At 40.1% G+C, this 26,112-nt stretch carries 21 protein-coding genes; 7 read left to right on the top strand and 14 right to left on the bottom strand.

What is annotated here, in order from left to right:
* Positions 1–379 precede the first annotated feature (379 nt).
* Complete coding sequence (brnQ, locus tag ACRAD_RS05710; protein ID WP_005025641.1) at positions 380–1,681, top strand: branched-chain amino acid transport system II carrier protein; 1,302 nt, start codon at positions 380–382, stop codon at positions 1,679–1,681.
* Positions 1,682–2,021: 340 nt separating this feature from the next.
* Here the strand turns inward: brnQ and ACRAD_RS05705 are convergent, their stop codons facing one another.
* Positions 2,022–2,411, bottom strand: a complete 390-nt coding sequence (locus ACRAD_RS05705) for a hypothetical protein (RefSeq protein ID WP_005025639.1) — start codon at positions 2,409–2,411, stop codon at positions 2,022–2,024.
* Between the two features lie 938 nt (positions 2,412–3,349).
* Positions 3,350–3,814 (bottom strand): hypothetical protein, encoded by a 465-nt coding sequence (locus ACRAD_RS05695; protein ID WP_010700172.1) that lies wholly within the window; start codon positions 3,812–3,814, stop codon positions 3,350–3,352.
* Positions 3,815–4,277: 463 nt separating this feature from the next.
* On the opposite strand from ACRAD_RS05695, the gene ACRAD_RS05690 reads away from it, so the two are divergent.
* Positions 4,278–4,745, top strand: coding sequence for a MarR family winged helix-turn-helix transcriptional regulator (locus ACRAD_RS05690; RefSeq protein WP_005025635.1), 468 nt, complete (start codon positions 4,278–4,280; stop codon positions 4,743–4,745).
* Between the two features lie 6 nt (positions 4,746–4,751).
* On the opposite strand, the gene ACRAD_RS05685 is transcribed toward ACRAD_RS05690, so the two are convergent.
* From ACRAD_RS05685 to ACRAD_RS05655, 7 genes are all read right to left on the bottom strand, one after another.
* Positions 4,752–5,405, bottom strand: coding sequence for an SOS response-associated peptidase (locus ACRAD_RS05685; RefSeq protein ID WP_005025634.1), 654 nt, complete (start codon positions 5,403–5,405; stop codon positions 4,752–4,754).
* 255 nt (positions 5,406–5,660) lie between these two features.
* A complete protein-coding gene (locus ACRAD_RS05680) occupies positions 5,661–6,446 on the bottom strand; it encodes an acetoin reductase (protein ID WP_005025632.1) in 786 nt (261 codons plus the stop codon).
* A gap of 71 nt (positions 6,447–6,517) precedes the next feature.
* The gene (locus tag ACRAD_RS05675) at positions 6,518–7,576 is read right to left on the bottom strand and encodes a 2,3-butanediol dehydrogenase (RefSeq protein WP_005025631.1); all 1,059 of its coding nucleotides are present in this window, start codon (positions 7,574–7,576) and stop codon (positions 6,518–6,520) included.
* A gap of 76 nt (positions 7,577–7,652) precedes the next feature.
* Positions 7,653–9,053, bottom strand: coding sequence for a dihydrolipoyl dehydrogenase (gene lpdA, locus ACRAD_RS05670; RefSeq protein ID WP_005025629.1), 1,401 nt, complete (start codon positions 9,051–9,053; stop codon positions 7,653–7,655).
* A 9-nt stretch (positions 9,054–9,062) separates the two neighbouring features.
* A complete protein-coding gene (locus ACRAD_RS05665) occupies positions 9,063–10,613 on the bottom strand; it encodes a 2-oxo acid dehydrogenase subunit E2 (RefSeq protein ID WP_005025627.1) in 1,551 nt (516 codons plus the stop codon).
* 1 nt (position 10,614) lies between these two features.
* The gene (locus ACRAD_RS05660) at positions 10,615–11,634 is read right to left on the bottom strand and encodes an alpha-ketoacid dehydrogenase subunit beta (protein ID WP_005025624.1); all 1,020 of its coding nucleotides are present in this window, start codon (positions 11,632–11,634) and stop codon (positions 10,615–10,617) included.
* Positions 11,635–11,650: 16 nt separating this feature from the next.
* Positions 11,651–12,613 carry a thiamine pyrophosphate-dependent dehydrogenase E1 component subunit alpha gene (locus tag ACRAD_RS05655; RefSeq protein WP_005025622.1) on the bottom strand — a complete coding sequence of 321 codons (963 nt, stop codon included), beginning with the start codon at positions 12,611–12,613 and terminating at the stop codon, positions 11,651–11,653.
* Between the two features lie 338 nt (positions 12,614–12,951).
* Between ACRAD_RS05655 and lipA the strand changes: the two genes are divergently transcribed.
* Both lipA and ACRAD_RS05645 read left to right on the top strand, forming a co-directional pair.
* Positions 12,952–13,935: a lipoyl synthase gene (lipA, locus tag ACRAD_RS05650; RefSeq protein ID WP_005025619.1), complete on the top strand. Its 984-nt coding sequence runs from the start codon at positions 12,952–12,954 to the stop codon at positions 13,933–13,935.
* Between the two features lie 256 nt (positions 13,936–14,191).
* Positions 14,192–15,319, top strand: a complete 1,128-nt coding sequence (locus ACRAD_RS05645; RefSeq protein WP_005025616.1) for a sigma-54-dependent transcriptional regulator family protein — start codon at positions 14,192–14,194, stop codon at positions 15,317–15,319.
* 52 nt (positions 15,320–15,371) lie between these two features.
* Here ACRAD_RS05645 and ACRAD_RS05640 read toward each other — a convergent pair whose 3' ends face one another.
* Complete coding sequence (locus tag ACRAD_RS05640; RefSeq protein WP_005025615.1) at positions 15,372–16,316, bottom strand: LysR family transcriptional regulator; 945 nt, start codon at positions 16,314–16,316, stop codon at positions 15,372–15,374.
* 253 nt (positions 16,317–16,569) lie between these two features.
* On the opposite strand from ACRAD_RS05640, the gene ACRAD_RS05635 reads away from it, so the two are divergent.
* Complete coding sequence (locus ACRAD_RS05635; RefSeq protein ID WP_005025613.1) at positions 16,570–17,850, top strand: D-amino acid dehydrogenase; 1,281 nt, start codon at positions 16,570–16,572, stop codon at positions 17,848–17,850.
* 70 nt (positions 17,851–17,920) lie between these two features.
* Here ACRAD_RS05635 and ACRAD_RS05630 read toward each other — a convergent pair whose 3' ends face one another.
* The 3 genes from ACRAD_RS05630 to ACRAD_RS05620 form a co-directional block, all read right to left on the bottom strand.
* Entirely contained in the window at positions 17,921–20,086 is a 2,166-nt protein-coding gene (locus tag ACRAD_RS05630) for a malate synthase G (protein ID WP_005025611.1), read from the bottom strand.
* Between the two features lie 360 nt (positions 20,087–20,446).
* A complete protein-coding gene (gene zapE / locus ACRAD_RS05625; protein WP_005025609.1) occupies positions 20,447–21,583 on the bottom strand; it encodes a cell division protein ZapE in 1,137 nt (378 codons plus the stop codon).
* 87 nt (positions 21,584–21,670) lie between these two features.
* On the bottom strand, positions 21,671–22,678 hold the full coding sequence (locus ACRAD_RS05620; RefSeq protein WP_005025607.1) for a helix-turn-helix domain-containing protein: 1,008 nt from the start codon (positions 22,676–22,678) through the stop codon (positions 21,671–21,673).
* Positions 22,679–22,830: 152 nt separating this feature from the next.
* Between ACRAD_RS05620 and ACRAD_RS05615 the strand changes: the two genes are divergently transcribed.
* Positions 22,831–24,342 (top strand): flavin-containing monooxygenase, encoded by a 1,512-nt coding sequence (locus ACRAD_RS05615; RefSeq protein WP_005025605.1) that lies wholly within the window; start codon positions 22,831–22,833, stop codon positions 24,340–24,342.
* Positions 24,343–24,389: 47 nt separating this feature from the next.
* On the top strand, positions 24,390–25,298 hold the full coding sequence (locus ACRAD_RS05610) for a lysine exporter LysO family protein (protein WP_005025603.1): 909 nt from the start codon (positions 24,390–24,392) through the stop codon (positions 25,296–25,298).
* 124 nt (positions 25,299–25,422) lie between these two features.
* On the opposite strand, the gene pyrF is transcribed toward ACRAD_RS05610, so the two are convergent.
* Positions 25,423–26,103, bottom strand: coding sequence for an orotidine-5'-phosphate decarboxylase (pyrF, locus tag ACRAD_RS05605; RefSeq protein ID WP_005025601.1), 681 nt, complete (start codon positions 26,101–26,103; stop codon positions 25,423–25,425).
* Positions 26,104–26,112: the final 9 nt, after the last annotated feature.

Raw genomic sequence — 26,112 nt, 5'->3', positions numbered from 1 at the left:
CTCTGGTTAGTGACTCAAGTATAACGTTTTTTATATAAAATTTCCTGATTAAGACTGGCACTTCAAGTCATCAGAAACGATAACAATTGATTATTCTGTTTATAAAATTTTTAGACCGGCTGTTTTTTAGCCATAAAAATTACTCTTTTAATTATTTTTTTCTGATATAAAAAATTTGTACCCTTAGAAATTTTTATCTGGTTATTTTATATAAGACAATTGTTTTCAAATAATTAATTATAACATTGGAAATAAACTATATTTTTGAAAAATTTTTATCATCAGCTTTCTTCATAATTTATATTAGAGAAATTAGACAAAATTTATTTTTTAAATTAGAATAGCTGCTTCTTTTACAGTCCCTCTCCCTTTATATGATATGAATAATCTTCGTACTCGGGATATTATTGATCTAGGTTTTATGACCTTCGCGTTTTTTATTGGCGCCGGTAATATCATTTTTCCACCCATTGTTGCACAGCAGGCAGGTGAACATGTCTGGTGGGCAGCCCTGGGGTTTCTCATTACAGCGGTCGGTTTGCCTGTAATTACCATTATTGCACTATCGCGTGTGCAAGGGTCAATTGAAATATTGAGTTCACCGCTTGGCCGTATAGCCAGTTTAGTTTTAACTGTGGTGTGCTATTTGTCAGTAGGGCCTCTGTTTGCAACACCGCGTACAGCCACAGTGTCTTATGAAATTGGCTTTTCATCTTATTTCGGCACTTCAAGTAGCAGTTTACTGATCTACAGTCTAATTTATTTTGCGATAGTAGGACTGGTCTCGCTATATCCAAATAAATTACTCGATACGATAGGTCATGTTCTTGCTCCTATGAAAATTGCTGCGTTAGCAGTTCTTGGAATTGCTGCGTTCTGTATACCGGCAGGTTTTATTCCCGCTCCTATTAACCATTATATCAATAGCCCAGTGTCTGAAGGCTTTGTTAATGGCTATCTGACCATGGATACGCTGGGTGCTTTAGTTTTTGGTATTGTGATTATTCAGGCGATCCACTCACGTGGTGTAACCGATAGTAAACTCGTGACCAAATATGCAGTGATTGCAAGTCTGATCTCTGGTGTAGGTCTGACCCTAGTTTATCTCAGCCTGTTCAAATTGGGGCTAGGAAGTCATGAAGCAGCACCTAACGCAGCCAATGGGGCACAGATTCTACACGCTTATGTACAGCATGCTTTTGGTGATTTAGGTTCACTCTTTCTAAGTCTGCTCATTTTTCTAGCTTGTATAGTTACGGCGATTGGTTTGACCTGTGCCTGTGCAGAATACTTTACTCAACTTACCAAGATTCCTTATAAGATTCTGGTGCTTATTTTAGTTCTATTTTCGGTTTTAATTTCAAACCTTGGACTAACTAAGCTGATTGCTGTTTCTGTTCCTGTTTTGAGTGCTATTTATCCACCTGCAATTGTAGTGATCATGCTGAGCTTTTTCTGGAAATTCTGGAAAAAACCGGGCTATGTAATTACGCCTGTAGCAGCAATGGCTTTCATTTTTGGAATAATCGATGGAATCAAGGTAGCTGGATTCTCTGATCTGTTACCAGATGCGGTTCAACATTTACCACTCAATGAACAAAATCTTGCATGGCTTATCCCGTCATTAATTGTTCTAGTCATTTCTATTATTGTCGACCGGGTTAAACATTCAAACAGTTAACTTATGAGTCGTTAAAATCAATTCTTACCCAGAGCTGATTTTACTGGTGATCAGAAATGCCGAGTTTACCCAACTGGCATTTTTTGTTTACGCCTCTTATTAGAATTGAATGCTTATAGTTTTATTTTTATATACAGAAACTTGGCTTATGCTATTTTAACCTTTAAGAATTATCATAAAGTCTGTTATTTTTTTATTTCTACCTTTCTTTATCTATTTAATTTTAATAGAAATTTTCTCTATCTCTGATCTATCACCTGTCTCATAAACTCTGAGTATTCTGCAATTTTAAAAATATAAAAAAGCCAGACAGTGCTGGCTTTTGCATAGCAAAAAAATTTTAGTTACGGGCATCTGCTTCCACACGTGAAGCTGTCTTTTCTACAGAGTCAGCAGCATCTGCTGTGGCTTTACGGGCATCTGCTTCCACCTCTGAAGCTTTCTGTTCCGCTCGGTCTGCAGCTTCTGCGGTTGCTTCACGAGCATCTGCGGTTGCCTCACGAGCTTCAACTTCAGCTTTTTCTGCCGCCGCATCCATCTTGACTGCTGCATCGTCAGCAGCTTCTTTTGCTTCAGCGCCTGCTGCTAAAGTTGCATCTTTAATATCTGAACCCGCCTGCTCGGCCGCTTTACCTAAATGTTCTCCAGCAGTCGCACCTGTTTCACGGTTATCACATCCTGTGATTCCAAATACGGCAATTAAGCCCATAGCTACCATTAACTTATTCATATTATTTATCCTTTTCTCTTGTCTTCAGATACTTTTGATCTAAGCATATTTTTTTCAGGAAAAAAATTATTAATTGTTAAAAACTTGTAATAAAATCAGCTATTAAGAACGCTATATAATAGTCTCTAAATAACGCAGCCAATTGTAGTAGCTACAATAGAAATTAAAATTTTATCTCATGACTTGAAATATTTTATTACTTAAAGTATATAAAATATACAATCTTAAGAATTTTTTAAATATTTTAAATTAAAAAGTCAGATTTATATTCAGATTTTACTTAAGATCAGTTGAGCTAAATTAATTTTCAAAATGCCAATTTAAAATTATTTTTCTTATAGTACATTAGAAATTCAATTTATTATAACTTTTTGTTTTATCAAAATTTTAATTAAAAAAATGAGATTTATCATATAAAATTAGTTAATAATGTGATCAAAAAAATTTACACAAAAACTATTCTTATATTTATTTATTAAATACATTAATTACCTTATACGTTATAAAGAAAAATAATGATAAAAAAATAATGCTATCACCTATTGAAATACTCGGAAATAAGCAGTAAAACATTAAAAACTAGATTTCTGATTAAAACAATTAGGTTTTGTCGCGCACGACAGGAGGACCGAAGATGCACTCTTTACCCCTAAACAAGCGTTCTTTCGCCAAAGTTTTTAAGAACGATAAAAATTTTGTCAATTATGTTGTTACTACAGTAGCCCTCATGTTAACTCTGCTTTTTCATGGGGTGATTAATGGCAATTTGAAGCTAGAACACTTTCTCTATGCTTTAATAGTTTCTGCCCTGTTCTCGATCTGGGCGCTTATTGACCACAAGTGTCGTAAATATTTTAAGTATAAAAACAACTAAGAGATGGATGAGCAATCATCCATCTTTATATAATAAAAAATTATTTTTTAGCCTCTAGGCTTGTTTAGATAAATCCAAAATAATACGCAGTCCCTATTATTAGAAAACCACTTGCTACTAATTCTCCAATTACCAGTAAAAACATAAATATTGTCATCAAAATTTTGGGTAAATACCATTTACCAAGTTGATGCGGCACCTGAAACTGATTAACAGTATCTTTTAAAACTCCATGTAAAATATAACTTAATATAGAAAGGCTGAAAAATAATATATTGATCCCAATACAGGTGAGAACTGCATAGTCAGACCAGATGGTAAAATGCCCCAGTGTAGCCAGAATGAGTGTTGCTGGAGCATAGAGCAAACTACTTCGGTGAGCTATATCCACATATGGATGAGCACGTGAATGCGCAGATTTTCTGATCTGATAATATTTCCAGAGTCCTGTTAGCATACCAATCCATAAATAGATACCGCTAAACAGAATGGCAAGTTTAGTTGCGAAAGTAAGTTGATCCATGTTCATTGAATGTTCTAATAATTTGTTTTTCTAGAGCTTCTCTTTATAGACATAAAATTCAATGAAGTCACTCATTTTGTTAAGAATCACATCACTGGTAATTCTCAAACCCAATACAAAATTTTATTTTAAAGTAAAACTGATCAATGAGGCAGAAAATACAAAATAGCTGAGCTACTTTATTTGCTATTTAAATCTTAATAAAAAATCTCAAAGAATACATATGAGTCAAAATCATTCCTTACAGCTTTTAAAGCAGTTTTGCCATTTTTCTTATAAATCTCATCAAAATACTGCTCAAATGACACACTTTGTCGTTCTAACGATAGTCAATCTAAAAATATCAAACTCAGTGAAGGGCTCATAAAAGTTTTTATACTAAAATAAACTTAGCCACTCTCTTGTATAAAACAATTGTTTTACAATAAACTTACTTTGTAAAAATAATTAAAATTAGGGTTATTCTCGTATGAATAAAAAATATGCTCGGTTTTTGCCTTCAAACACTGGGGATTTTAATCTTGAAGACTTCCCATTCTATTGGATTACTCAAGTACATGCACAATATGTGCAGAATATGGACAATGTCTTAAAGCGTTATGGATTAGATAACTCACGGCGACGTATTCTACTGGCACTTGAGTCTAAACCACATGCCAGTGTTTCTGATCTTTCAGAGATGATCATTTCAAAAATGTCGACTACAACCAAAATTGTTTACCGCCTGAAAGCTGAAGGCTATGTCAATACCTATTCATGTGAAGAGGATGGCCGTATTACACGGGTAAATCTCACTGAGTATGGCAAAGAAATGACCACTAAAATTAATGATCTTACTGGAGTAGTACTCGAACAGTCTTTTGAAGGGCTTACTCCATTACAGATTGAAAAACTAATTGAAAGCCTTAAACACTTATTTAAAAATCTTTCAAATTAACTTTCATCAGTCAAAAAAGTTTAACTGGGGCGTTTCCACTTTAGGCTTGGGTACATGAGAACACTCAAACTCTTCAACAGGAAAACCTTCAATAAATGAGTTGAAGTTAGCAGGCCCTACACTCAGCCATTCATCCAGACGTTCATGTGGAATTATAATCACTGAACGTTTGATATTTCCTGGCTCATGAAACTCCTTCATCATCGGATGGTCTATTGCATCCATCGTGATCATGCTGGCTGAGCGAATCACTTCATCATTGATTTTACAGATTTCATAAATGGCAGCAATGAAAAAGCCTTGGCCATCTTTGCGTCGTACTCCCCAACGCTGAGCCTTACCATCAATATATTTTGCTTCATAAAATTCGGTCACCGGAATAACTCCAAACTTACCTTTAAATGCAGCCTCCTGGAAACTTGGCTTTTCAAATAAAGTTTCATTTCGGGCATTATAGGTCCGTTTAGCCGAACTTTTATCCTGAGCCCACTTTGGCACCAGTCCGAACATTACGCTACGCCATTCCAAGCCATATTCTGACTTGAATAGTAAAGGCAAATCATAGGCTGGATACACTTCTTCGAGATAATCGAAAGGAATATCCGGTAACTGAAGTTTATCCACCTGAACACGCGTAACAGGTTTAAAATTGGCACACATAGGCGAAAATTTAAAAAACTATAGGTCATATATAGTGATAACTTTTAGTATTTCAATGGACTAGTGGCTGGATAATATTATGTATAAACAGCAGAATTTGACAAAAACATCTTAAAAAACTTAAGGAAATACAGGCCTGAGTACAAATAAGATAGTGTTATATTCTATGTACTCAGGCCTTTTATTATTTAATGTGTTTAAGTAGAAGCCTGATTATGTTCATACATTTTTAAAAATTAGACAGTGTATATTGTACTAGCGGTAGATCATGCCTCCATCTGTTAAAATTGCCTGCCCGGTAATATAATCGGCATCTTCACTCGATAAAAAAGCAACCAGCGCAGCCACGTCTTCAGGTGTTTGTGCACGCCCTAGTGCAATACCACTCACATATTTTTTGTATGTTTCACCAATTGGGGTATGGGTAATTTTAGAGAATCTTTTATCAATTTCTACCCACATATCTGTGCCCACTACTCCCGGACAATATGCATTTACCGTAATGCCATGTGAAGCATATTCCTTGGCTGCGGCCTGAGTTAAAGCACGGACTGCGAATTTTGTTGCCGAATATACTCCTAACATGGCAAAACCTTCATGCCCTGCAATAGAAGCTGCATTAATAATTTTACCTTTTTGCTGGCGCGCTTTAAATTTTCGAGCTGCGGCCTGAATACCCCACAGAACTCCACCAATATTAATACCGCTAATTTTTTGCAGTCCTTCAGGTGTCACTGCATCAAGAGGCTGAACCTGAGCAATTCCAGCATTATTGATCATAATATCAAAACCACCTAAAGACTGCTCGGCATGTTCAATACTGGCATACACCTGATCACGCTGACTGATATCAGCAACAAAAATACTGGCTTTTACCTTTAAATTTTCAATTTCCTGTTTTACTTGATTAAGTCGTTGTTCATTCAGATCTACCAAGGCTACATGTACACCTTCCTGAGCCAGTCTTAGAGCAATACCACGCCCTATACCTTGCGCTGCGCCTGTTACAACGGCGATTTTATTCATTAATCCCTTATTCATTATTTTTCCTTATATATTATTGTTAAATTATTGATAAGCAATTAAAACGTCTGCTTGTTTTTTCTGAGTATTTAGGGATGGACAATAATTTTAACAGCTGACTCATTGTTATGGATCAGAGTTTCAAAACCCTGCGAAACCAAGTCATCGAGTTGAATGCGCTGTGTAATAAAAGGTTGCAAATTAATTTTACCGTCTTCCACCAATTTGATTGTTGCCTGATGGTCGTTGACATAAGCAATGGTGCCACGAATATCAAGTTCTTTCATAACAACACTGTGAACATTTACTGTGGCTGGATGACTCCAAATTGATACAATGACCAGTACACCAGCCGGCTTCATCGCAGCTACGAGAGTATCTAGTACTTTATTTACACTACTACATTCAAAAGCAACATCTGCACCTTGGCCTTGAGTAATTTTCATGACTTCCGTAACCACATCAACTTCTGAAGGGTCCAGAATATAATCTGCAACACCAGCCTCTCTTGCTTTTTCTTTACGTTTAGCACTTAACTCACTAATAATAACAGTGAGTCCTTTAACCTTTAAAATAGCTGATAACAACAAACCTATAGGCCCTGCACCCCCAACCAGTGCAATGTCTCCGGCTTGTGCGCCACTACGGATATAAGCATGATGACCTACCGACAAAGGCTCAATCAGTGCAGCTTGATCCAATGGTATTTTATTGGAAATTGGGTGTACCCAACGACGCTGCACGGCTATTTTTTCCGATAGACCACCGCCTCGCCCTCCTAAACCAATAAAATTCATATTCTTCGACAGATGATAAGCATCATTAGGCCCAGTCGGCACATCGTCAGCGATGATATAAGGTTCAACCACCACATGCTGACCAATCTGAATATCATTAACCCCTTCACCCACAGCGTATACAACTCCGGAAAACTCATGTCCCATCGTTACCGGAGCAGATTCGCCCGAGATTGGATGCGGATGGCCACAAGGCGGAATAAAAATTGGACCATCCATAAACTCATGCAGATCGGTTCCACAAATGCCACACCAGGCAACCTGAATACCGACTGTACCTGGTGTAACTTGTGGCTCCGGAATATCTTCAATGCGAATATCGCCTTTATCATAAAAACGAGCTGCTTTCATTACTGCTCCTGATTAATCAGTTTTCTGTAAGAAGAATGAGCTTATCAAGCTAAACCAGATAAGCTCTTCCATGTTTTCAAATATGTATTGCCCGCTGTAGGGAAGCTAATACCGATTCATGCATTGCTTCTGATAACGTAGGATGAGGAAAAATGACCTGTGCCAAGCTTTCGTCGGTAGCTTCCAGATATTTGGCAATTGCGAAACCCTGAATATGTTCAGTAACTTCATGACCGACCATATGTGCTCCGAGCAGCTCGCCAGTCTCTTTATCAAATACAGTTTTTACAAAACCGGCAGTTTGTTTTAAGGCCAGTGCCTTGCCATTTGCCTGAAAAGGAAATTTCCCAGTCTGGATATGATGGCCTTGCGCTTTGGCCTGCGCTTCAGTCAAACCAATACTGGCAACCTGAGGATGAGTAAAAATACAGCCAGGAATTTGAGTACGGTCTAGAGAGTGAAGATTTGTGAGTCCTGCAATTTTTTCTACACAAAGAATAGCTTCATGACTGGCTTTATGAGCCAGACATGGTGCACCCGCCACATCACCAATTGCATAGAGCCCCACGACATTTGTGCGGCAGTATTCATCCACCTGAATAAAGCCCTGCTTAAACTCTACTTCTAACTGTTCCAGTCCCAGTTTTTCTACATTCGGTTGTACACCTATTGCAGACAGAACCCGATCAAACACTTGCTCTTGTTTGCCCTGTGAGCTATGAAGTTCACACTGTACCTGACCTCCGGTAACCTGGACATTTTGTAATGAACAGCCAGTAATCACTTTCATACCGCGCTGCTCAAACTGCTTACGCATATATTCTGCAACTTCTGCATCTTCAGTAGGCAAAATCTGCTGAGCAACGTCAATAAGAGTAACCTCACAGCCTAGATCATGATATAAACTGGCAAATTCACTGCCTATAGCGCCAGAACCGACTACCAGTAAAGATTCAGGCAATTGTTCCGGGACTAGCGCTTCCCGGTAACTCCAGATCTCGGTGCCATTGACAGGCAGACCAGGCAAAGTTCGAGCTCTGGCACCTGTTGCTAAAATGATATGAGGTGCTTTTAAAATGCGTGCTTTACCGCTCTCATCGATTATCTCAAGCGTTTCTTTCGCCTGCAGCTTGGCCCGTCCAAATATAACCTCTACACCATTTTTCTTGAGAAGGTGCTCGATTCCCTGTACCAGTTGCTGCGAGACTTGGCGGCTATGTTTAACCAGTTGACTCAGATCAAAATCAATTTGTGGAAGAGTGAAACCAAAGTTTCCAGCATGCTTAAGCTGATAGGCCAAGTCAGCTCCACTCAATAAAGCCTTGGTCGGGATACAGCCCCAGTTCAGGCAGATCCCCCCCAGATGTTTTTCTTCGATAATTGCTGTATTAAGGCCAAGCTGAGCTGCACGTATTGCAGCCACATATCCACCCGGACCTGCACCCACAACAATTAAATCATACTGATTTCCTGTCATGTCCAGCTCCTATACCAGTATTAATGCTGGATTCTCGACAAACTTTTTAAAGCTGGCCAAGAATTTCGCCCCAACTGCTCCATCAATCACCCGGTGGTCACAGGATAAAGTTGCTGTCACCATCTGCCGAATAACAATCTGATCATGCTCTACCACTGCTCGAGCCTCTGAAGCACCCAAAGCCAAAATAGCACCTTGAGGCGGATTGATAATGGCGTCAAAGTGTTTGATACCCAGCATTCCCAGGTTAGAAATACTGAAACTTCCCCCCTGAAATTCATCCGGAGTTAACTTTCCAGTTTTTGCCCGCGTGGCCAAGTCCCGCATATTTCCAGAAATCTCAGCAAGCGATTTCTGATTTGCAGCTTTGATAATTGGAGTAATAAGGCCATTAGGAATAGCCACAGCCACAGAAATATCGGCCTGATCAAACTGTAAAATTGATTGTGACTCTTCATCAAACTGTACATTTACTTCAGGTACTTTAATCAACGCCGCAGCTGCTGCCTTGATGAGCATATCATTGATAGACAGTTTGACCTGAGGCACGGACTCATTAATCTGTGCACGTAATGTCTGTATCGCCTCAACATTCAAGTCAACAGTTAAACGAAAATGTGGCGCATTACGTTTTGCTGCCTGTAAACGTGAAGCAATGGCTTTACGCATGGCATTCATTGGAATACTGGTTACTTTTGCCTGTTCGGGCTGAGTTGCATTCAATGAAGTTTCTGTATGAGCAGACTTGTGTTCACGGTTATACACTGCTTCAACATCTTCTTTGCAGACCCGGCCTCTTGTTCCCGAGGCGCGACAGTCATGCAGATTAATGCCCCATTGCTTGGCCAGACGCCGAGCTACAGGTGTAGCAGCAACCTGACTGTCATCAGCGTTAGATTTTGCAGCTTTTGTACTGGCCTGATGCTTAACATCTGGCCATTGTCCACCTGCGCCCTGCACTGCTGCCTGAAGATCAGCGATACTAATACGCCCTTCGCGTCCCGAACCTGTAACCTTGGTTAAATCCAAATTATATTTTTCTGCCAGTTTCTGGGCATGTGGTGTAATAAACAGGTCATCTGGTGGCTGATAGCCTTGTAAAGACGCAGGAATAATATAGTCACCGGCACTATGAGAAGTTTTCCGGGTAGCAGATGATGTTTCAGCTTTCACAGTTGATGAACTCAGCTGCTCTACTGGTGCAGTCTGTTCGGTTTTGTCTTCAGCCGGAGTACTGTCCGGTGCAGAGCTTGCCGAAGCTGCTGTCCCTTGATCAAGTGACTGTACAAATGCCTGTATATCATCATCTGTGACATCATCATTGGCACAAACTGCAATCAACCCACCGACTGGCAGGGTTTCACCATCTTTTGCCAGTATTTTTCTCAATGTTCCGTCAAAAGGTGCCTCCAGGACGTTTACAATTTTTGTAGTTTCAATTTCACAAATTTCTTGTCCTTTACTGAACTGGCTTCCTTCTTGAATTAACCATTGGGCAATAGTTCCTTCTTCCATAGATAATCCCCATTTTGGGATTTCTAGTGTTTTAATTTCGCTCATCCTAAGCCTCCAAAGTTTTTCGTACAGCCTGTTCAATACGCTCTACACTCGGAATCCATTCTTTTTCCAATACAGGTGAGAACGGTACAGGTGTATGAGGAGGAGTCACCAGTTCAATTGGGGCTTTCAGATAATGAAATCCTTTCTGGGCAATCAGGGCAGCAATATCATGACCAAAACCACAACGTGCCGCAGACTCATCAACAATTACTACACGGCCAGTCGAGGCTACAGATTCAAGGATACCTTCTTCATCTAGAGGCGAAATAGTTCTTGGATCTACCACTTCTACCGAAATTCCCTCTTTTGCCAGTTTATCTGCAACCTCATTGGCACGGTGTACCATTAAACTTAAAGCAATAATGGTGACATCTGTTCCTTCACGGGTGTAATTGGCTACGCCAAAAGGAATGGTATAGGCATCATCCGGAACCTCGCCTTTAATGTCATACAGCAGTTTGTGTTCACAAAATACTACCGGGTCATCATCACGAATTGCCTGAATCAACAGACCTTTTACATCATAAGGACTAGAAGGTACGACCACCTTCAAACCGGGTACTGCAGCAAAGACATTATATGGTGACTGTGAATGCTGGGCTGCGGCTGAGAAACCGGCGCCGATCATGCCACGTACTACCATAGGTGCTTTGGCTTTACCTCCAAACATATAGCGGAACTTCGCAGCCTGGTTATAAAGCATGTCATGGCATACCCCATAGAAATCCATAAACATCAGGTCAGCTACAGGCCGTAAACCGGTTGCTGCTGCACCTGCAGCCATACCGATAATCGCAGATTCTGTAATTGGGGTATCGATCACACGTTCAGAGCCGAACTCAGACCATAAACCCTTGGTCACACCCAGTACGCCACCAAAGCCTTCAAGGGCATTATCTTCAGTATTTTTACCACCATGACCACCACGTACGTCTTCACCGACTACAAATACAGTCGGGTCACGGCGCATTTCTAATTCAATCGCTTCTTTAATCGCGTTACGGTAACTTTTATTTGGCATTTGCTTTACTATTCCTTTAGTAAGAGACATAAACATCGGTCAGAAGCTGGGAAACTTCTGGGTATTTGGCAGCACGGGCTTTTGCTACAGCGTCGTCTACATTAGCTTTAGACTCAGCATCAATTGCATCGAGCTTTGCCAGATCAATCTGGTCTTTAACTTTTTTACGGAAAATTTTTAATGGATCGCGATGTTCTTTTACATAATCCACTTCATCTTTAGAACGGATTAACCCAGGGTCACCTTCGAAATGACCATAGAAGCGGTTGGTAATTGTTTCAATTACACTTGGTCCACCACCATTTCTGGCTCGCTCAATTGCCTGCTGGGCAGCTTCATAGACTGCAAAGAAATCTGTACCGTCAACCTTGACTGCAGGTAAACCAAAACCTGCTGCCCGACCAGCAATATCTTTACTTCCTACTGCATAGTCATGACCGGTACCTTCACCAAAGCCATTGTTTTCAAATACAAATATGACTGGAAGTTGCAATACTACAGCCATATTCATCGCTTCAAAAGTGAGACCCTGATTTGACCCCCCATCACCCGTAAATGACAGACCTATACCACCGGTTTTCAAAGTTTTAGCAGTCAAAGCTGCTCCAATTGCTAAAGGAGGTCCACCTCCTACAATACCGTTTGCACCCAGCATGCCCTTGTCGAGGTCTGCAATATGCATTGAACCACCTTTACCACGACACAGGCCGGCATCTTTACCGAAAATCTCAAGCATCATGGCATGGATATCACATCCTTTAGCAATACAGTGCCCATGGCCCCGGTGGGTGGAGGTAATGTAATCCTTATCGGTTAGATTTTCACAAATACCGACTGCAACTGCTTCCTCACCACTATAAAGGTGAATAAATCCAGGAATATCACCCATGGTATTTTCTTCGTGAAGCCGGTCCTCAAACTCACGAATATCGCGCATACTCTTATATGCAGCCAGTAATTTTTCTTCCGTTAATTGCATATCCTTTTCCTTTTTATCTTGATCAAAATCAAGGGAACAGTGAATAACTCACACCTCCAATTAAATATATTTATTCTAAAATTAATATTAGACTAAAATTATTTATTAAAATAAAACTTACCTATTATTTTCAAAAACAATAATTTATTTATTAAAAAATAAATGTAATTTTTTATTATTTTAAACAACGACTTAAAAACAAACCTTTAACCAACCTCATATATTTTATAATCCTAATTTTATTTAAAAGTTAGATTTTTATTTTAAAAATATTTTTTTTAAATATTAATCTCTTTTTATTTATTTTAAGACTTATTATTAAATCAGGATATATTTAAATGGATTTACAACAGAATTTTAAGCATGAAAAAAAACTTCGGGGTGCGGATAAACTGGCACGTATACCTGTTAAGGTTATTGCAACAGACGTTATTCCGACAAAACCCGAATGGATACGGGCAAAAATCAGTCAACCTGAAGAGATTGGCCGTATTAAAGGGCTGTTGCGTCAGCAGAAACTACATACGGTATGTGAAGAAGCGGCGTGTCCAAACCTGCCAGAATGTTTTGGTAGCGGTACTGCAACTTTTATGATAATGGGTGATATCTGTACCAGACGGTGTCCTTTTTGCGATGTAGCTCACGGCCGCCCGAACAGCCTAGATCCGGCTGAGCCTCGGCATCTTGCCGAAACCGTCGCAAACCTGAATTTAAGTTATGTGGTAATTACTTCTGTAGACCGGGATGACCTGAAAGATGGAGGCGCCCAACATTTTGTAGATTGTATTCAGGAGATACGTAAATGCTGTCCGAATACCCGGATCGAAATATTGGTTCCGGACTTTAGAGGGCGGCTTGATCTTGCCTTGTCTATCCTTAGCCAGTCTCCACCAGATGTATTTAACCATAATATAGAGACAGTGTTCCGCTTGTACCGGGCCTTGCGGCCTGGATCAGATTATCAGCATTCTCTTAATCTGTTAAAAAAATTTAAAAATTTATGTCCTGAGATTCCTACCAAATGTGGCTTGATGGTAGGTATTGGAGAGATTGAGGCAGAGGTTATTGCGCTGTTAAATGATTTAAAAGATCATTATGTGGATTTGGTCACCATCGGACAGTACCTACAGCCTTCTAAAGCTCATGCTCCTATCCATCGTTTTGTGAGCTTAAAAGAATTTGAGCATTATCAGCGTCATGGCGAGTTTTTAGGATTTAAAAATATTTGGAGTGCGCCTATGGTACGTTCCAGTTATTTTGCCGATCAGCAATATTTAGGGAAACCTGTACCGCAACCTTTCAGCAGAAAGCAGTTACCCTAAATACAAACAGACAGGTTGATCTTATGCAGGAATATTCTGTAACTATTTTAAACAGATCAGTCTGAATCGGCCATTTCTTTTAAAAACAGTCTGACTATATTGGTACATATACCAGACTGATGTTTAAAGATGTGTATGCTGACGTCAGCCTTTTGTCGGATAGCAGATTAGAGCATCAAGGTTTAAGGTAGGGGAAAATAACAACAGTAACCAGCTCAGGTAGCTGCATTTTTGCCTCATCATGAAGGACCATGATATGCATATGATTAAAAAATTACCCGTGTTAAATCCTGTTTCTCATTATTCATCAGCTTTTTTAAAGAATGCTGTAGCACATCATGTGCCTCCCGTTTCAGTAGATGCGGCCCCAGTACTGAATCTGGATCATGGTTGGCGTGAAACACTCTTCGGTCGCTCATTAGATCAGTGTCATTCTGAACTCTTGAGAATTGCAGAAGATGCCAGCATGGCAATCGGAATTACAGACCAGCATGGCACTCTGCTCTGGACCTGGAGCAGTCACTCTATGCGCTCTTCTGCAGAACAGGTGCATTTTTTTGAAGGTGGCCAGTGGTCTACCCAGTCCGTAGGCACCAATGCTATTGGCCTTGCGTTAAATACCCATGCTGCCAGTTGTGTGTACTCACATGAAAACCAGATGAATAGCGTGCGTGACTGGGTATGCTACGCAGCGCCCATCATCGACCCACAAAGCGGCCAGTTCCATGGCATTATTAACCTTTCAACCAAGTATGAGAAGCATAATTCTTTAGGCGTACTCGCCGTAGAGCGCTGTGCAGATCTGGTACAACGCGCCATCCGGCTTGAACAGCAAAATGTGCTTTATCTTAAAGTGCTGGGTGGGTCAAAAGTTCAGTTTAATCATCATATTTTACAGCTGACGCACCGGCAAATTGAAATACTGTGTATTCTGGCATTGTGTCCAGATGGGATCAGTTTGGACGAATTACACTATGCCCTTTATGGAGACAGGCAGGTTAGCCAGAAAACTCTAAAAGCAGAATTATCCCAGATGCGCAGTCTGTTACTCGACTGTATCCAATCACGCCCTTACAAACTGAACTGTGAGGTTCAGGCAGATTTTCTTATGGCTGAACAGGCATTGAATCTGGGCTTTACTGTTACAGTATTGGCCTTGTACAAGGGCAATTTCCTGAGTAAGACAGAAAGTCCTTTCCTGTGTGCCTGGCGTGACTGCTTTGATGCGCGCTTAAGTCATATGATTCATAACTTGCAAGACATTGACCAGTTATTTCGCCTGATTAGTCGCGTTCCTGAACGTACTGATGCAATTGAGCGTCTGCTTGAACTTTTACCAGAAGACAGTCCTCATGCAGTCAAATTAAAACAACTTCTAGAATAGTCCATGAAATAGCAAATCCTGTTTGCTATTTAAGCTGACATATGGATTCCATCTAGTTCGTTATCGTTAACCCGGAATTATTCTGCTCATTAATATTATTTTTCAGCTTTTCGAGAAAAGATTCCAGAATCATATTATGTCGCCTGCCCTTTCTGGTAATCATGCAGATCGGTGTACTATAATGCATGCGCTGCTCGAGCACAGGTTTCATCTGACCGCTTTCTACCCATTTTCTTGCATAATGATCAGGTAAAAATCCCATAAAATTTCCGGTTAAAATTAAAAAAGCAATTCCCTCCCGGTCACTTGCAGTTGCAGAACAATGCAGCAGCTGGTAGAGCTGTAATGCTTGTGAATTAATACTGTAGTTAGGCATTACCGCATTCCACTGACTTAAATCTTGTTCTTTTAATCGTTCGGTAGAAAAAAATAAGGGATGCCGATCTCCACAATAAAGATAGGAACTTTCTTCATAAAGATTTAAATAGTCCAGCCCCGATAATGGAGTAACCATCGGGACTGCCCCTACATGTAAGCGGCCATCCATCACCTTGCATTCAATATCTGCTAGTGTACTCATACTGATGTTAATCTGCACATCAGGGCTTTCACTGGTAAGTTGCTCAAGCGTATTAGTGATATAAGGCTTTGGCAAATTAATTAAATTGTTAATAATTCCAATATTAAACTCGCCTTTTAACTTTTTATGAATCTGGTTAACCTTAAGCTTAAACTCCTCAATAGAAGCGATTAGCGTTTCACTATAGTTCAAGATTTCCTTACCTTCATCGGTAAGAGAAAATCCGGCACGGCCACGCTGGCATAACCTGAGCCCCAGACGATTTTCCAAATCACTCATATGCAGACTAATGGCTGAGCGGCTAATTCCAAGAACACTCTCTGCTGAAGTAAAGCTCCCACATTCGCATACTGTCTTGAAAATTCTCAATAACTTGATATCAAAATCAGTAATCTGGTTCAGATTTTTAATTTTCATTTACGTAAGTAATTTTATATCTAAAGATAAGTTTATTTGAATTTATCAGAACTAAACCCCAGATGTAAACTGAGAGCATAACTGGAAAAAGGGATTTTTTTAGTGACCCTTTCACATTTTAAATGTTTACCCTGAAACTCAGTTATACCGTTACTACCCACGGACTGCTTGCTTTAAAAATCAGTCATATATACCGCGTTTGGTAGAGCTCCATGTACAGGCCAGATTCAGGCTGCAATGAGTAGAGAAGATCATGAAAGTCGTCGTTTTAGGAAGTGGTGTAATTGGTGTCACAACTGCATGGTATCTAGCCCAAGCAGGGCATGAAGTGACCGTAATTGACCGACAGCCTGGAGCAGCGCTGGAGACCAGTGCTGCAAATGCCGGACAGGTCTCTCCTGGCTATGCTACACCTTGGGCAGCGCCAGGGGTGCCACTTAAAGCCATTAAATGGATGTTTCAAAAACATGCTCCTCTGTCTATTCGTCCAGATGGAACCAGTTTCCAGATTGCCTGGATGTGGCAAATGCTAAAGAACTGCAATATTCAGCATTATCAGGAAAATAAGAGCCGTATGGTTCGTATTGCTGAATATAGTCGTGACTGTCTGAAAGAATTACGGAAGACTACAGGTATTGCTTATGAAAGTCGTCAGCAAGGAACCTTACAGCTTTTCCGTAGTGAACAGCAATATGCCAATGCTGCCAAAGATATTGAAGTATTAAAAGAAGCTGGTGTGCCATTTGAGTTGCTCGAAGCGAAAGATTTAATGAAAGTTGAACCTGCTTTAAAATATTCCAGTCATAAACTGACAGGCGGGTTACGCTTGCCAAATGATGAAACTGGTGACTGCCAGTTATTTACACAGCATCTTGCAGAAATGGCAAAAGCTGCTGGCGTAATTTTTAAATTTGGTGTTTCTATTGAAAAACTGGTGGTTGAAGCAGATAAAGTCACAGCAGTCCAAACCAGTGAAGGTCTGGTTAAAGCAGACCAATATGTAATTGCAATGGGATCTTTCTCTACTCCACTATTACGTGGGTTAATTCATATTCCAGTCTATCCATTAAAAGGCTACTCACTGACCATTCCAATTCAAGATGCTACGCGTGCACCAGTTTCTACAGTACTGGACGAGACCTACAAAGTCGCTGTAACACGCTTTGATGATCGTATTCGTGTAGGGGGTATGGCAGAAATTGTAGGCTTTAATTATAAATTGCTTCCAGAACGCAGAAAAACTCTGGAAATGGTGGTGAATGATCTTTATCCGTCTGCCGGACGTTTAAAAGAAGCAACTTTCTGGACAGGGCTTCGTCCCATGACACCAGATGGTACGCCTATTGTAGGTAAAACTGCCCTGAGTAACCTGTTCTTAAATACTGGGCATGGTACATTAGGCTGGACCATGGCATGTGGTTCAGGTAAATTGCTTTCAGACCTCATGAGCCATAAACGACCAGCGATTTATGCAGATGACTTATCGGTTGCTCGCTATGCTGAGCGTCCAGGTTTTCAGGTCGCTACTGCCTGAATATAAGAAAAATATTTATTTAAAAACTAAATAAAAAAGCCTCCGAAGAGGCTTTTTTTAATGGCTCAGATTAGTCACCTGTATAGCCTTTAAGTTTTAAGCGCGCAGCGTGTAGTAAAGGTTCAGTATAACCAGATGGTTGCTCACCGCCTTTAAAGATCAGGTCAGATGCAGCTTTAAAAGCAATACTATTTTCGAAGTCAGCAGACATTGCAGTATAAAGCGGATCATTGGCATTTTGTTCGTCTACAATTTTAGCCATGCGCTTTAATACTTCTTCAACCTGTTCACGACTCACAATACCATGACGTAACCAGTTCGCAACGTGCTGTGAAGAAATACGTAATGTTGCGCGGTCTTCCATCAGGCCTACATCATTAATATCTGGAACCTTTGAACAGCCTACACCCAAGTCAACCCAGCGCACAACATAACCCAGAATACCCTGACAGTTATTTTCAAGTTCGTTCTTTTTCTCTTCTTCAGTCCAGTCTGTATTTGCTGCTAGCGGAGGAGTCAACAGATCATCCAGAGCTAAAGGCTCAGTCTGTAATAGTTCTTGCTGACGCTCGGATACATTGCACTGATGATAATGAATTGCATGAATTACTGCTCCTGTTGGAGAAGGAACCCATGCACAGCTTGCACCTGCTTCCGGATGCTCGATCTTAGTACGATACATGTCAAGCAACATATCTGGTTTTGGCCACATACCTTTACCGATCTGTGCCTTACCGCGTAATCCTGCTTTCAGGCCGATCATTACATTACGGTTTTCATAAGCAGGGAACCATTTTTGTCCTTTGATTTCGCCTTTACGAACAAATGGACCTGCTTCCATAAAGGTATGAATCTCATCACCTGTACGGTCCATAAAACCAGTATTAATAAAGATGGTACGGTCTTTGGCCTGAGCAATACAGTTCTTCAGGTTTACAGAAGTACGGCGTTCTTCATCCATAATCCCGATTTTAAGAGTTTTTGCCGGCAGCCCCAAAGCCTGCTCAGCACGTTCAAAAAGTTCTACCGCAAATGCGACCTCTTCCGGACCATGCATTTTTGGTTTTACGATATACATTGAACCCTGACGTGAGTTCTTGATTTCATTTTCGCCACGAATATCAGCAATACTTAGTAATGGCGTTACCAGTGCATCCATGATGCCTTCATAGATTTCTGCACCATCTACCAAAATAGCAGGGTTCGTCATCAGGTGGCCAACATTACGCAGTAACATCAATGATCGGCCATGAATTTTACCCGTATTCCCTTCAAGGTCTGTATAAGTACGGTCTTTGTTCATAGCACGGGTAACAGTTTTGTCACCTTTTTGGAAAGATTCCTGAAGTGTACCCTTCATAAGCCCAAGCCAGTTACGGTAGCCTTCTACTTTTTCCTCTGCATCTACTGCAGCAATCGAGTCTTCCAGATCCTGAATTGTCGTTACAGCTGCTTCAAGTACTAAGTCTTTTACACCAGCTGCATCAGTCTGGCCAATCGGACTAGTCGCATCAATCTGGATAATGACATGCAATCCATTATTTTTTAGAATAATTTCATTCGGATTACTTTTCTCGCCATTATAACCTACAAACTGAACCGGTTCAGCCAAGGTAGTTTTAGTATCATCTTTTAAAGTAATAACCAGCTGATTATCTTCAACTTCATAGCGTGTAGCATCTTGATGCGAGCCTGCCTCAAGCGGGAAAGTATCATTCAGAAAGCTTTTAGCAAATTCGATAACTTTGGCGCCACGGGCCGGATTATACCCCTTACCCTTTTCTGCGCCATTCTCTTCAGAAATCACATCAAAGCCATAAAGTGCATCATATAAAGAACCCCAGCGGGCATTTGCAGCATTAAGGCAGTAACGGGCATTTCGTACAGGTACAACCAACTGTGGGCCTGCCAATACTGCAATTTCTTCATCCACATTTTCAGTGGTAATCTGGAAATCTTCTACTTCTGGTAATAAGTAGCCAATCTCTTTCAGGAAAGCTTTGTAAGCTTCAAGTTCAAATTCGTTATTGCGATGCCATTCGTCAATTTTAGCCTGAATTTCATCACGCTTTGCAAGAAGCGCTTTATTTTTCGGACTAAGATCAACAACGACTTGCTCAAAATTTTTCCAGTATGTTTCACTGTCCAGACCGGAACCCGGTAAAGCTTCATTTTCGATGAAATCATAGAGTTCTTTAGCAATCGCTAACTTGCCTTTTTGAATACGTGCAGTCATTGTCTTTCCTGATATTGCTACTTTTTATCACAAGAGATTCTAGTATACTGATTTATATTTAGCTGAATACCACTATCACGTTCCTAAATAGTAAGCATTTTCTGTTTAAAAAATATTGACATCAATAGTTTTTATATATGCCAGTTTAAAATACGTTTATATTCAGCCGCTTTAAATTTACTTATAGTGGATAAAGAGAGAGGTTTCGAAAATTAGACTTAAGTACCAGCTTTTCTACCTATCTTTTATAACTTTTACAATAACTGATCACACGTATTAAAGCAAAACCATGCCGATACTGCGCGGTTTTATTTAATATAAATAATAAAAAAGCGTTCCGTAGAACGCTTGATTAAAATTTTACTGGGCGCCGTGAATTTGCTTGTGCTCTGAATGCAGATACTCATCTGACTGCATTTCTAGCAATCTTGAACGGGTACGCTCAATTTCAAACGCCAACTTCTCTCCCTGGTAGATATTAATAATATCATCTTGAGAGGTAAGTAAAAGTTTTACTCCCCGATCATAGAACTCATCAACCAGATAAATAAAACGTCGGGTTGCATCATTAATCTGATCAGTTAAATGCGGAACATTACTGACCAGTACCGTATTATAAATATTGGCTATTTCAATGAAATCTGACGGGCTGCGAGGCTTAAGGCAAAGTTCTGAAAATTCACACCACAACACATCTTCAGTATGACCGATAGTCTCTACAATACGGTTATTGATAATAATTGATTCTTGAGACTGCACCTGAGTCTGGGTCAATGCAGAAAACCTTTGGGCAATCCACTGCTGTGCTTCGTGGCTGAGCGGTGCCTTGAAAAGCTGCGCCTGTTTTAACACTCGTAACCGATAATCTACTCCAGCATCTACATTTAACACGACACAGTTTTTTTTGACCATTTCAATGGTAGGTAAAAAACGGTCACGATGAATACCATTTTTATATAAACCATCTGGTGCAATATTTGAGGTCGCTACCAGCGTAATACCGCGCTGGAATAATTTTTGAAACAGATCGCTCAAAATCATGGCATCAGTGACATTTGATACAAAAAATTCGTCGAAGCAAATAATAACTGCATCTTTGTAAATCTGGTCAGCCACCAGATCTAGGGGATTACGCTGGCCAGACAGCTTATTTAACTCACGGTGTACATGTTGCATAAAGTGATGAAAATGCATACGTAACTTGCGGCGAAATGGAATAGACTCAAAGAATTGATCCATTAGCCATGTTTTTCCACGGCCAACCCCACCCCACATGTATACACCACGCGGTGCAGTTTGCCGGCGAAAACAGCGAAATGCTTTCTTAGAAGCCTTATATCGATGAATCAATTCATGCCAGACCCGGTCCAGCTCCTGCACAGCTTGTGCCTGTGCTTCATCAGGTAAAAATTGTCCAGAAGATAAAGCTTGAGAATAACGCTCGGCTGGAGAGACGGGTGAAAAAGCTGTACTGTGTGATGATTTAAGCTCTAGCATATAATTCTGATACGTTTTATGGGCTAATGGGAAGTATAACGAAGAATATAGTGAAACATATAAAACTTTGGCATAACCCGACTTAGGCTATTTACCATATTGTCTTGGGCTTTGTCCGAACCAGCGCTTAAAGGCATGATTAAATGCGGCTGGTTCTGAATAGCCCAGTAACTCAGCAATAACCTCAATTGAGTACTCTTTATATTCAATCAGTTTTAATGCTTTGTTTTTAATCAACTGTTCTCTAATTTCTTTATAACTGGTATTGAACTGTTGTAGCTGATGGCGCAAGGTACGTTCTGGAATACCAAGTGCTTGTGCAGTCTCTGCCATAGTAGGAATTACCCCCTTTTGCAGCTCTAAATAGTCATGTACACGCTGAATAAGTGAAGGTATTGCATCATCATGATTTAAACGTTGTAGCTCACTAATACATTTAGCTTCATAAACCCGATGGGTAATTGGATCTGCAGAAGGAATTTTGATTTCAAGTACTTGCGAATTTAATCCAAATTTCGCCTGCTTAAAACCGAAGTGCAGATCTGCACCATAATAATTCTGATACAGCTGTAATTGCTCTTTATCTTCAGGTGCTTTAAAAGGTAACTCAACTCTTAAAGTAGGTGCAACCAGTCCCATCATTTTATAAATATCTTGAATAAATTTATAAGTTCCCGAAATTTCGCACTGAGCACGTAGCAATCCCATATCTGAGTTCAGGTCTACTGGCAAATATGTCAATGCAACCTGATGAGCCATGACTTCAAGTCCTAAAGTGCCAAATAGGTGAGTAAGACCCTGGTATTGGATGCCCTTTTCAAGAGCAGTCTGGATATTATTACTGGTTACAAGGAGCATCAGCAAAGGGCCATAACCGGCAAGCGCGTAATGCTGCCCAATAAATAGTCCTGTTTCAGGTTTTACCCCTTCACCGACAACTTTTTGTATATCCCATTCCAAGCTGGGATGAATAATAGAAGTTGGATCCAAAGCATCCGGCTTGATACCAATTGTTGCGAGCCGTGAATCAACATCAATTCCAGCGTTACGCATGCCTTGTATTAAATACATCAAACCGAGAATAGAACGCTTCATGAATAATTCAATTTACCCTGACCTGTCTGTTTTACTATAAAAATCTCATCTTTTTAATTGCCGAATCTATCAATATTTATGTCGCTGCTATCATGGGCCAATATAAGCAAAGCTGTATAATCTGTATAAAAATAGAACGGACTTAGCAGAGAATGCAGAAAAATAATATAGAACCTGCAACTGGACGCAGAGTAAAAGTTGCAATTATTGGTGCGGGATTTGGTGGTTTAGCCGCCGCAATTCGGTTATTACAGCAAAACATTGATGACTTTATTATTATTGAAAAAACAGGAGATGTAGGGGGCACATGGCGCGAAAACCGCTATCCGGGAGCTGCCTGTGATGTACAGTCACACATGTATTCTCTGTCTTTTGCGCCAAAAACAGACTGGTCAAAGCGTTACGCCGAGGCACCAGAAATTTTTGAATATATACAGAATCTTACTGAAAACTATCAACTGCGCCAATATATTCAATTCAATACAGAAGTCACTGGAACTTTTTATAATGAACAGTTAAATATATGGCATATTGAAATTGATAGGCAGGAGAATATAGAAGCCCAATTTGTCATTTTTGCTTCCGGGCCGCTTCATATACCGCAGATTCCTAAAATAAAAGGTATCGAAAAATTTAATGGGAAAATTTTCCATTCATCACAATGGGATCATCAATATGATCTGACAGGTAAAACAGTTGCATCGATTGGTACAGGTGGCAGTGCCATTCAATATATTCCAGAAATAGCTTCACAGGTCAAACAACTCTATGTAATGCAGCGTAGTGCAGCTTGGGTCATTCCACGTGACGAACGCAAATATGGCCAGTTGGAGAAAAACCTTTTTGCTCAGCAGGAATGGTTCAGGAAATTACATCGGATCCGGCTGTACTGGTCAAATGAATCACGGGTTATTCCAATTGTACAGCCATTTGCTATGCGCTATGTAGAAAAACTAGGCCGCGCTTTTATACGATTCCAGGTTAAAGATAAAACTATCGCCAAGAAACTTACACCTGATTATATTATGGGCTGTAAACGCATCTTGGTATCAAATAAATATTATTCAACCTTCAACCGGAGCAATGTTGAACTTGTAACTGATAAGATTCGGGAGATTACTGAAGACAGCATTATTACTCAGGATGGTCAGACCCGAAGAATTGACTGCCTGATCTATGGTACAGGTTTTATCACTGATCCCCGTGTTTACCTAAAGAATTTTCCATGCATTGGCCAGCATAATCAATCATTAGCAAAGGCTTGGGAAGATGGCGCCGAAAGCTACTATGGGGTAAGTACCAAAGGTTTCCCGAATCTGTTTCAGTTACTAGGTCCAAATACTGTTTTAGCGCATAATTCCGTTTTATTTATGATTGAATCTCAAATCGAGCATATCTTGCAATTGATTCAGCTGGTTGAAAAAACTCATACCCAGGCAGTCGTCGTTAAAGCCGAAGTACAGGATCAATTTAATCATCGAGTCCAAGACATGCTTAGAGGTACAGTCTGGCAGTCTGGCTGCACCAGCTGGTATCAGCAAAATAGCGGCAAAAACTTTTCCCTATGGCCTACTTACACCTGGCGATACTGGCTAGAAACCCGAAAGGTAAATCCGGCGGATTATCATTTTTTGGGAAATAGTACCATAAGCCGTGCAGCCTGAATTTTTCCCTGACATAATAAGCAGGTGTTGATTGCATCTGCTTATTCATGACTTCTCTTATTCTGGCTTTACAAATTTTTTTAGCCTTGATTTTAGGCTTTTTATCTGCAAAAAAATTACCTGTTCCTGTACAAAAATTTATTTTCAAAATTTTGCCGTATTTTTCTTATCTGCTATTAATAAGTGTATCGCTTGAACTTTTTCAAGCTCTACAACAGTTACAGCATCCTTTATATATTTTAAAACCTGCCTTATTAATTGCTCTACTGACCTCATTAGGATCTTTCTTTGTCTGTTTATTTGCTTATCAATGGCTAGACCGTAGCAGTGTCAAAGGTTCAATTTCCTTACACCTGTTTTTAAAGGCAATTAAGAATATCAGTTATGCTCTGCTGGCTCTAATGGCGGGTGCAGGCATTGGCTGGCTGATTAAATTATCTGGAAACGAATATTCTTTTAACAGCTGGTATCTATTACTGGTTTTTATTTTACTAATTGGTGTGGAGCTGGCTCATACCCATTTTGACCGTGCCTGGTTAAGCTGGAAAATTTTGGTTGTTCCATTAGCGGCTTTTATTGGTTCTGGCTTGGCTGCATTATTATGTATTCCTTTATTACAGAGTTACACAGCGAATGAAATTCTGGCCTTAGCTCAAGGTTATGGCTGGTACTCAATGTCTGGCATCCTGCTGAGTCAGATTCACTCTCCACAGCTTGGCAGTATTGCTCTGCTCACTGATCTGTTCCGGGAAGTTTTTGCAATTTTACTGATGTATTGTATCGGTTGGCGTTTTCCGCGTTCGGCAATTTCTAGTGCAGGAGCAACTTCCATGGATGTAACACTTGCCATGGTCAAACAGTCTTGCGGGACTCATTATGTTCCTCATGCCATGATGAGTGGCCTAATCTTAACTTTACTGGCACCTCTACTAATAAGCTTTTTTATATTTTTATAAAACAAAAATATAAGTTTGAATTTATTTGTACTTGATCTAAATCCTCAGAAGGTTATGCCAAAAAACAAAGCTGATAAACTAGTGATCAGCTTTGTCTGCAGTAGTTAAACTTACGATTACCCAATTATAAGCTGGCTAGAATTTCTTTTAAGGCTCCGGCAGGATCAGTCGATTGTGTAATTGGACGTCCAATTACTAAATGGGTTGAACCATCAAGCACAGCCTGTTTTGGAGTCACGATACGTTTTTGGTCATCCGCACTTGAACCGGCAGGACGGATACCGGGAGTAACCAGTGCAAAATCTTGTCCTAGTTCCTTACGTAATAGTGGAGCTTCCTGGGCAGAACAGACGACACCATCCAGACCACTTTCCTGAGTAAGCTTTGCCAAGCGTTTAACCTGCTCAAAAGGCTCAACATCTAAACCAATATCACGCAAATCATCGCGTGTTTGTGAGGTTAGTACTGTTACTGCAATCAGTTGGGTAGGATACTGTCCTGCTCTTAATCGCTCTACACAGGTTTCCATCATTTTACGGCCACCTGAAGCATGGACATTTACCATCCAGACCCCAAGATCAGCGGCGGCACACACTGCTTGAGCTGTAGTATTCGGGATATCATGAAATTTTAAATCAAGAAAAACTTCAAAACCTTTATTTTGTAAGGTTTTAACAATTGATGGACCTTCATGAGTAAAAAGCTCTTTGCCTACCTTGACACGACATAGTGATGGATCAAGTTGATCTGCAACTTTCAGGGCGTCATATTGGCTTTTTGCATCTAAGGCAACAATAATACTCACAAGTTTAAT

Source organism: Acinetobacter radioresistens DSM 6976 = NBRC 102413 = CIP 103788 (genome assembly GCF_006757745.1).
GTDB lineage: Bacteria > Pseudomonadota > Gammaproteobacteria > Pseudomonadales > Moraxellaceae > Acinetobacter > Acinetobacter radioresistens.
This window is presented reverse-complemented; position numbering and strand designations above follow the sequence as displayed.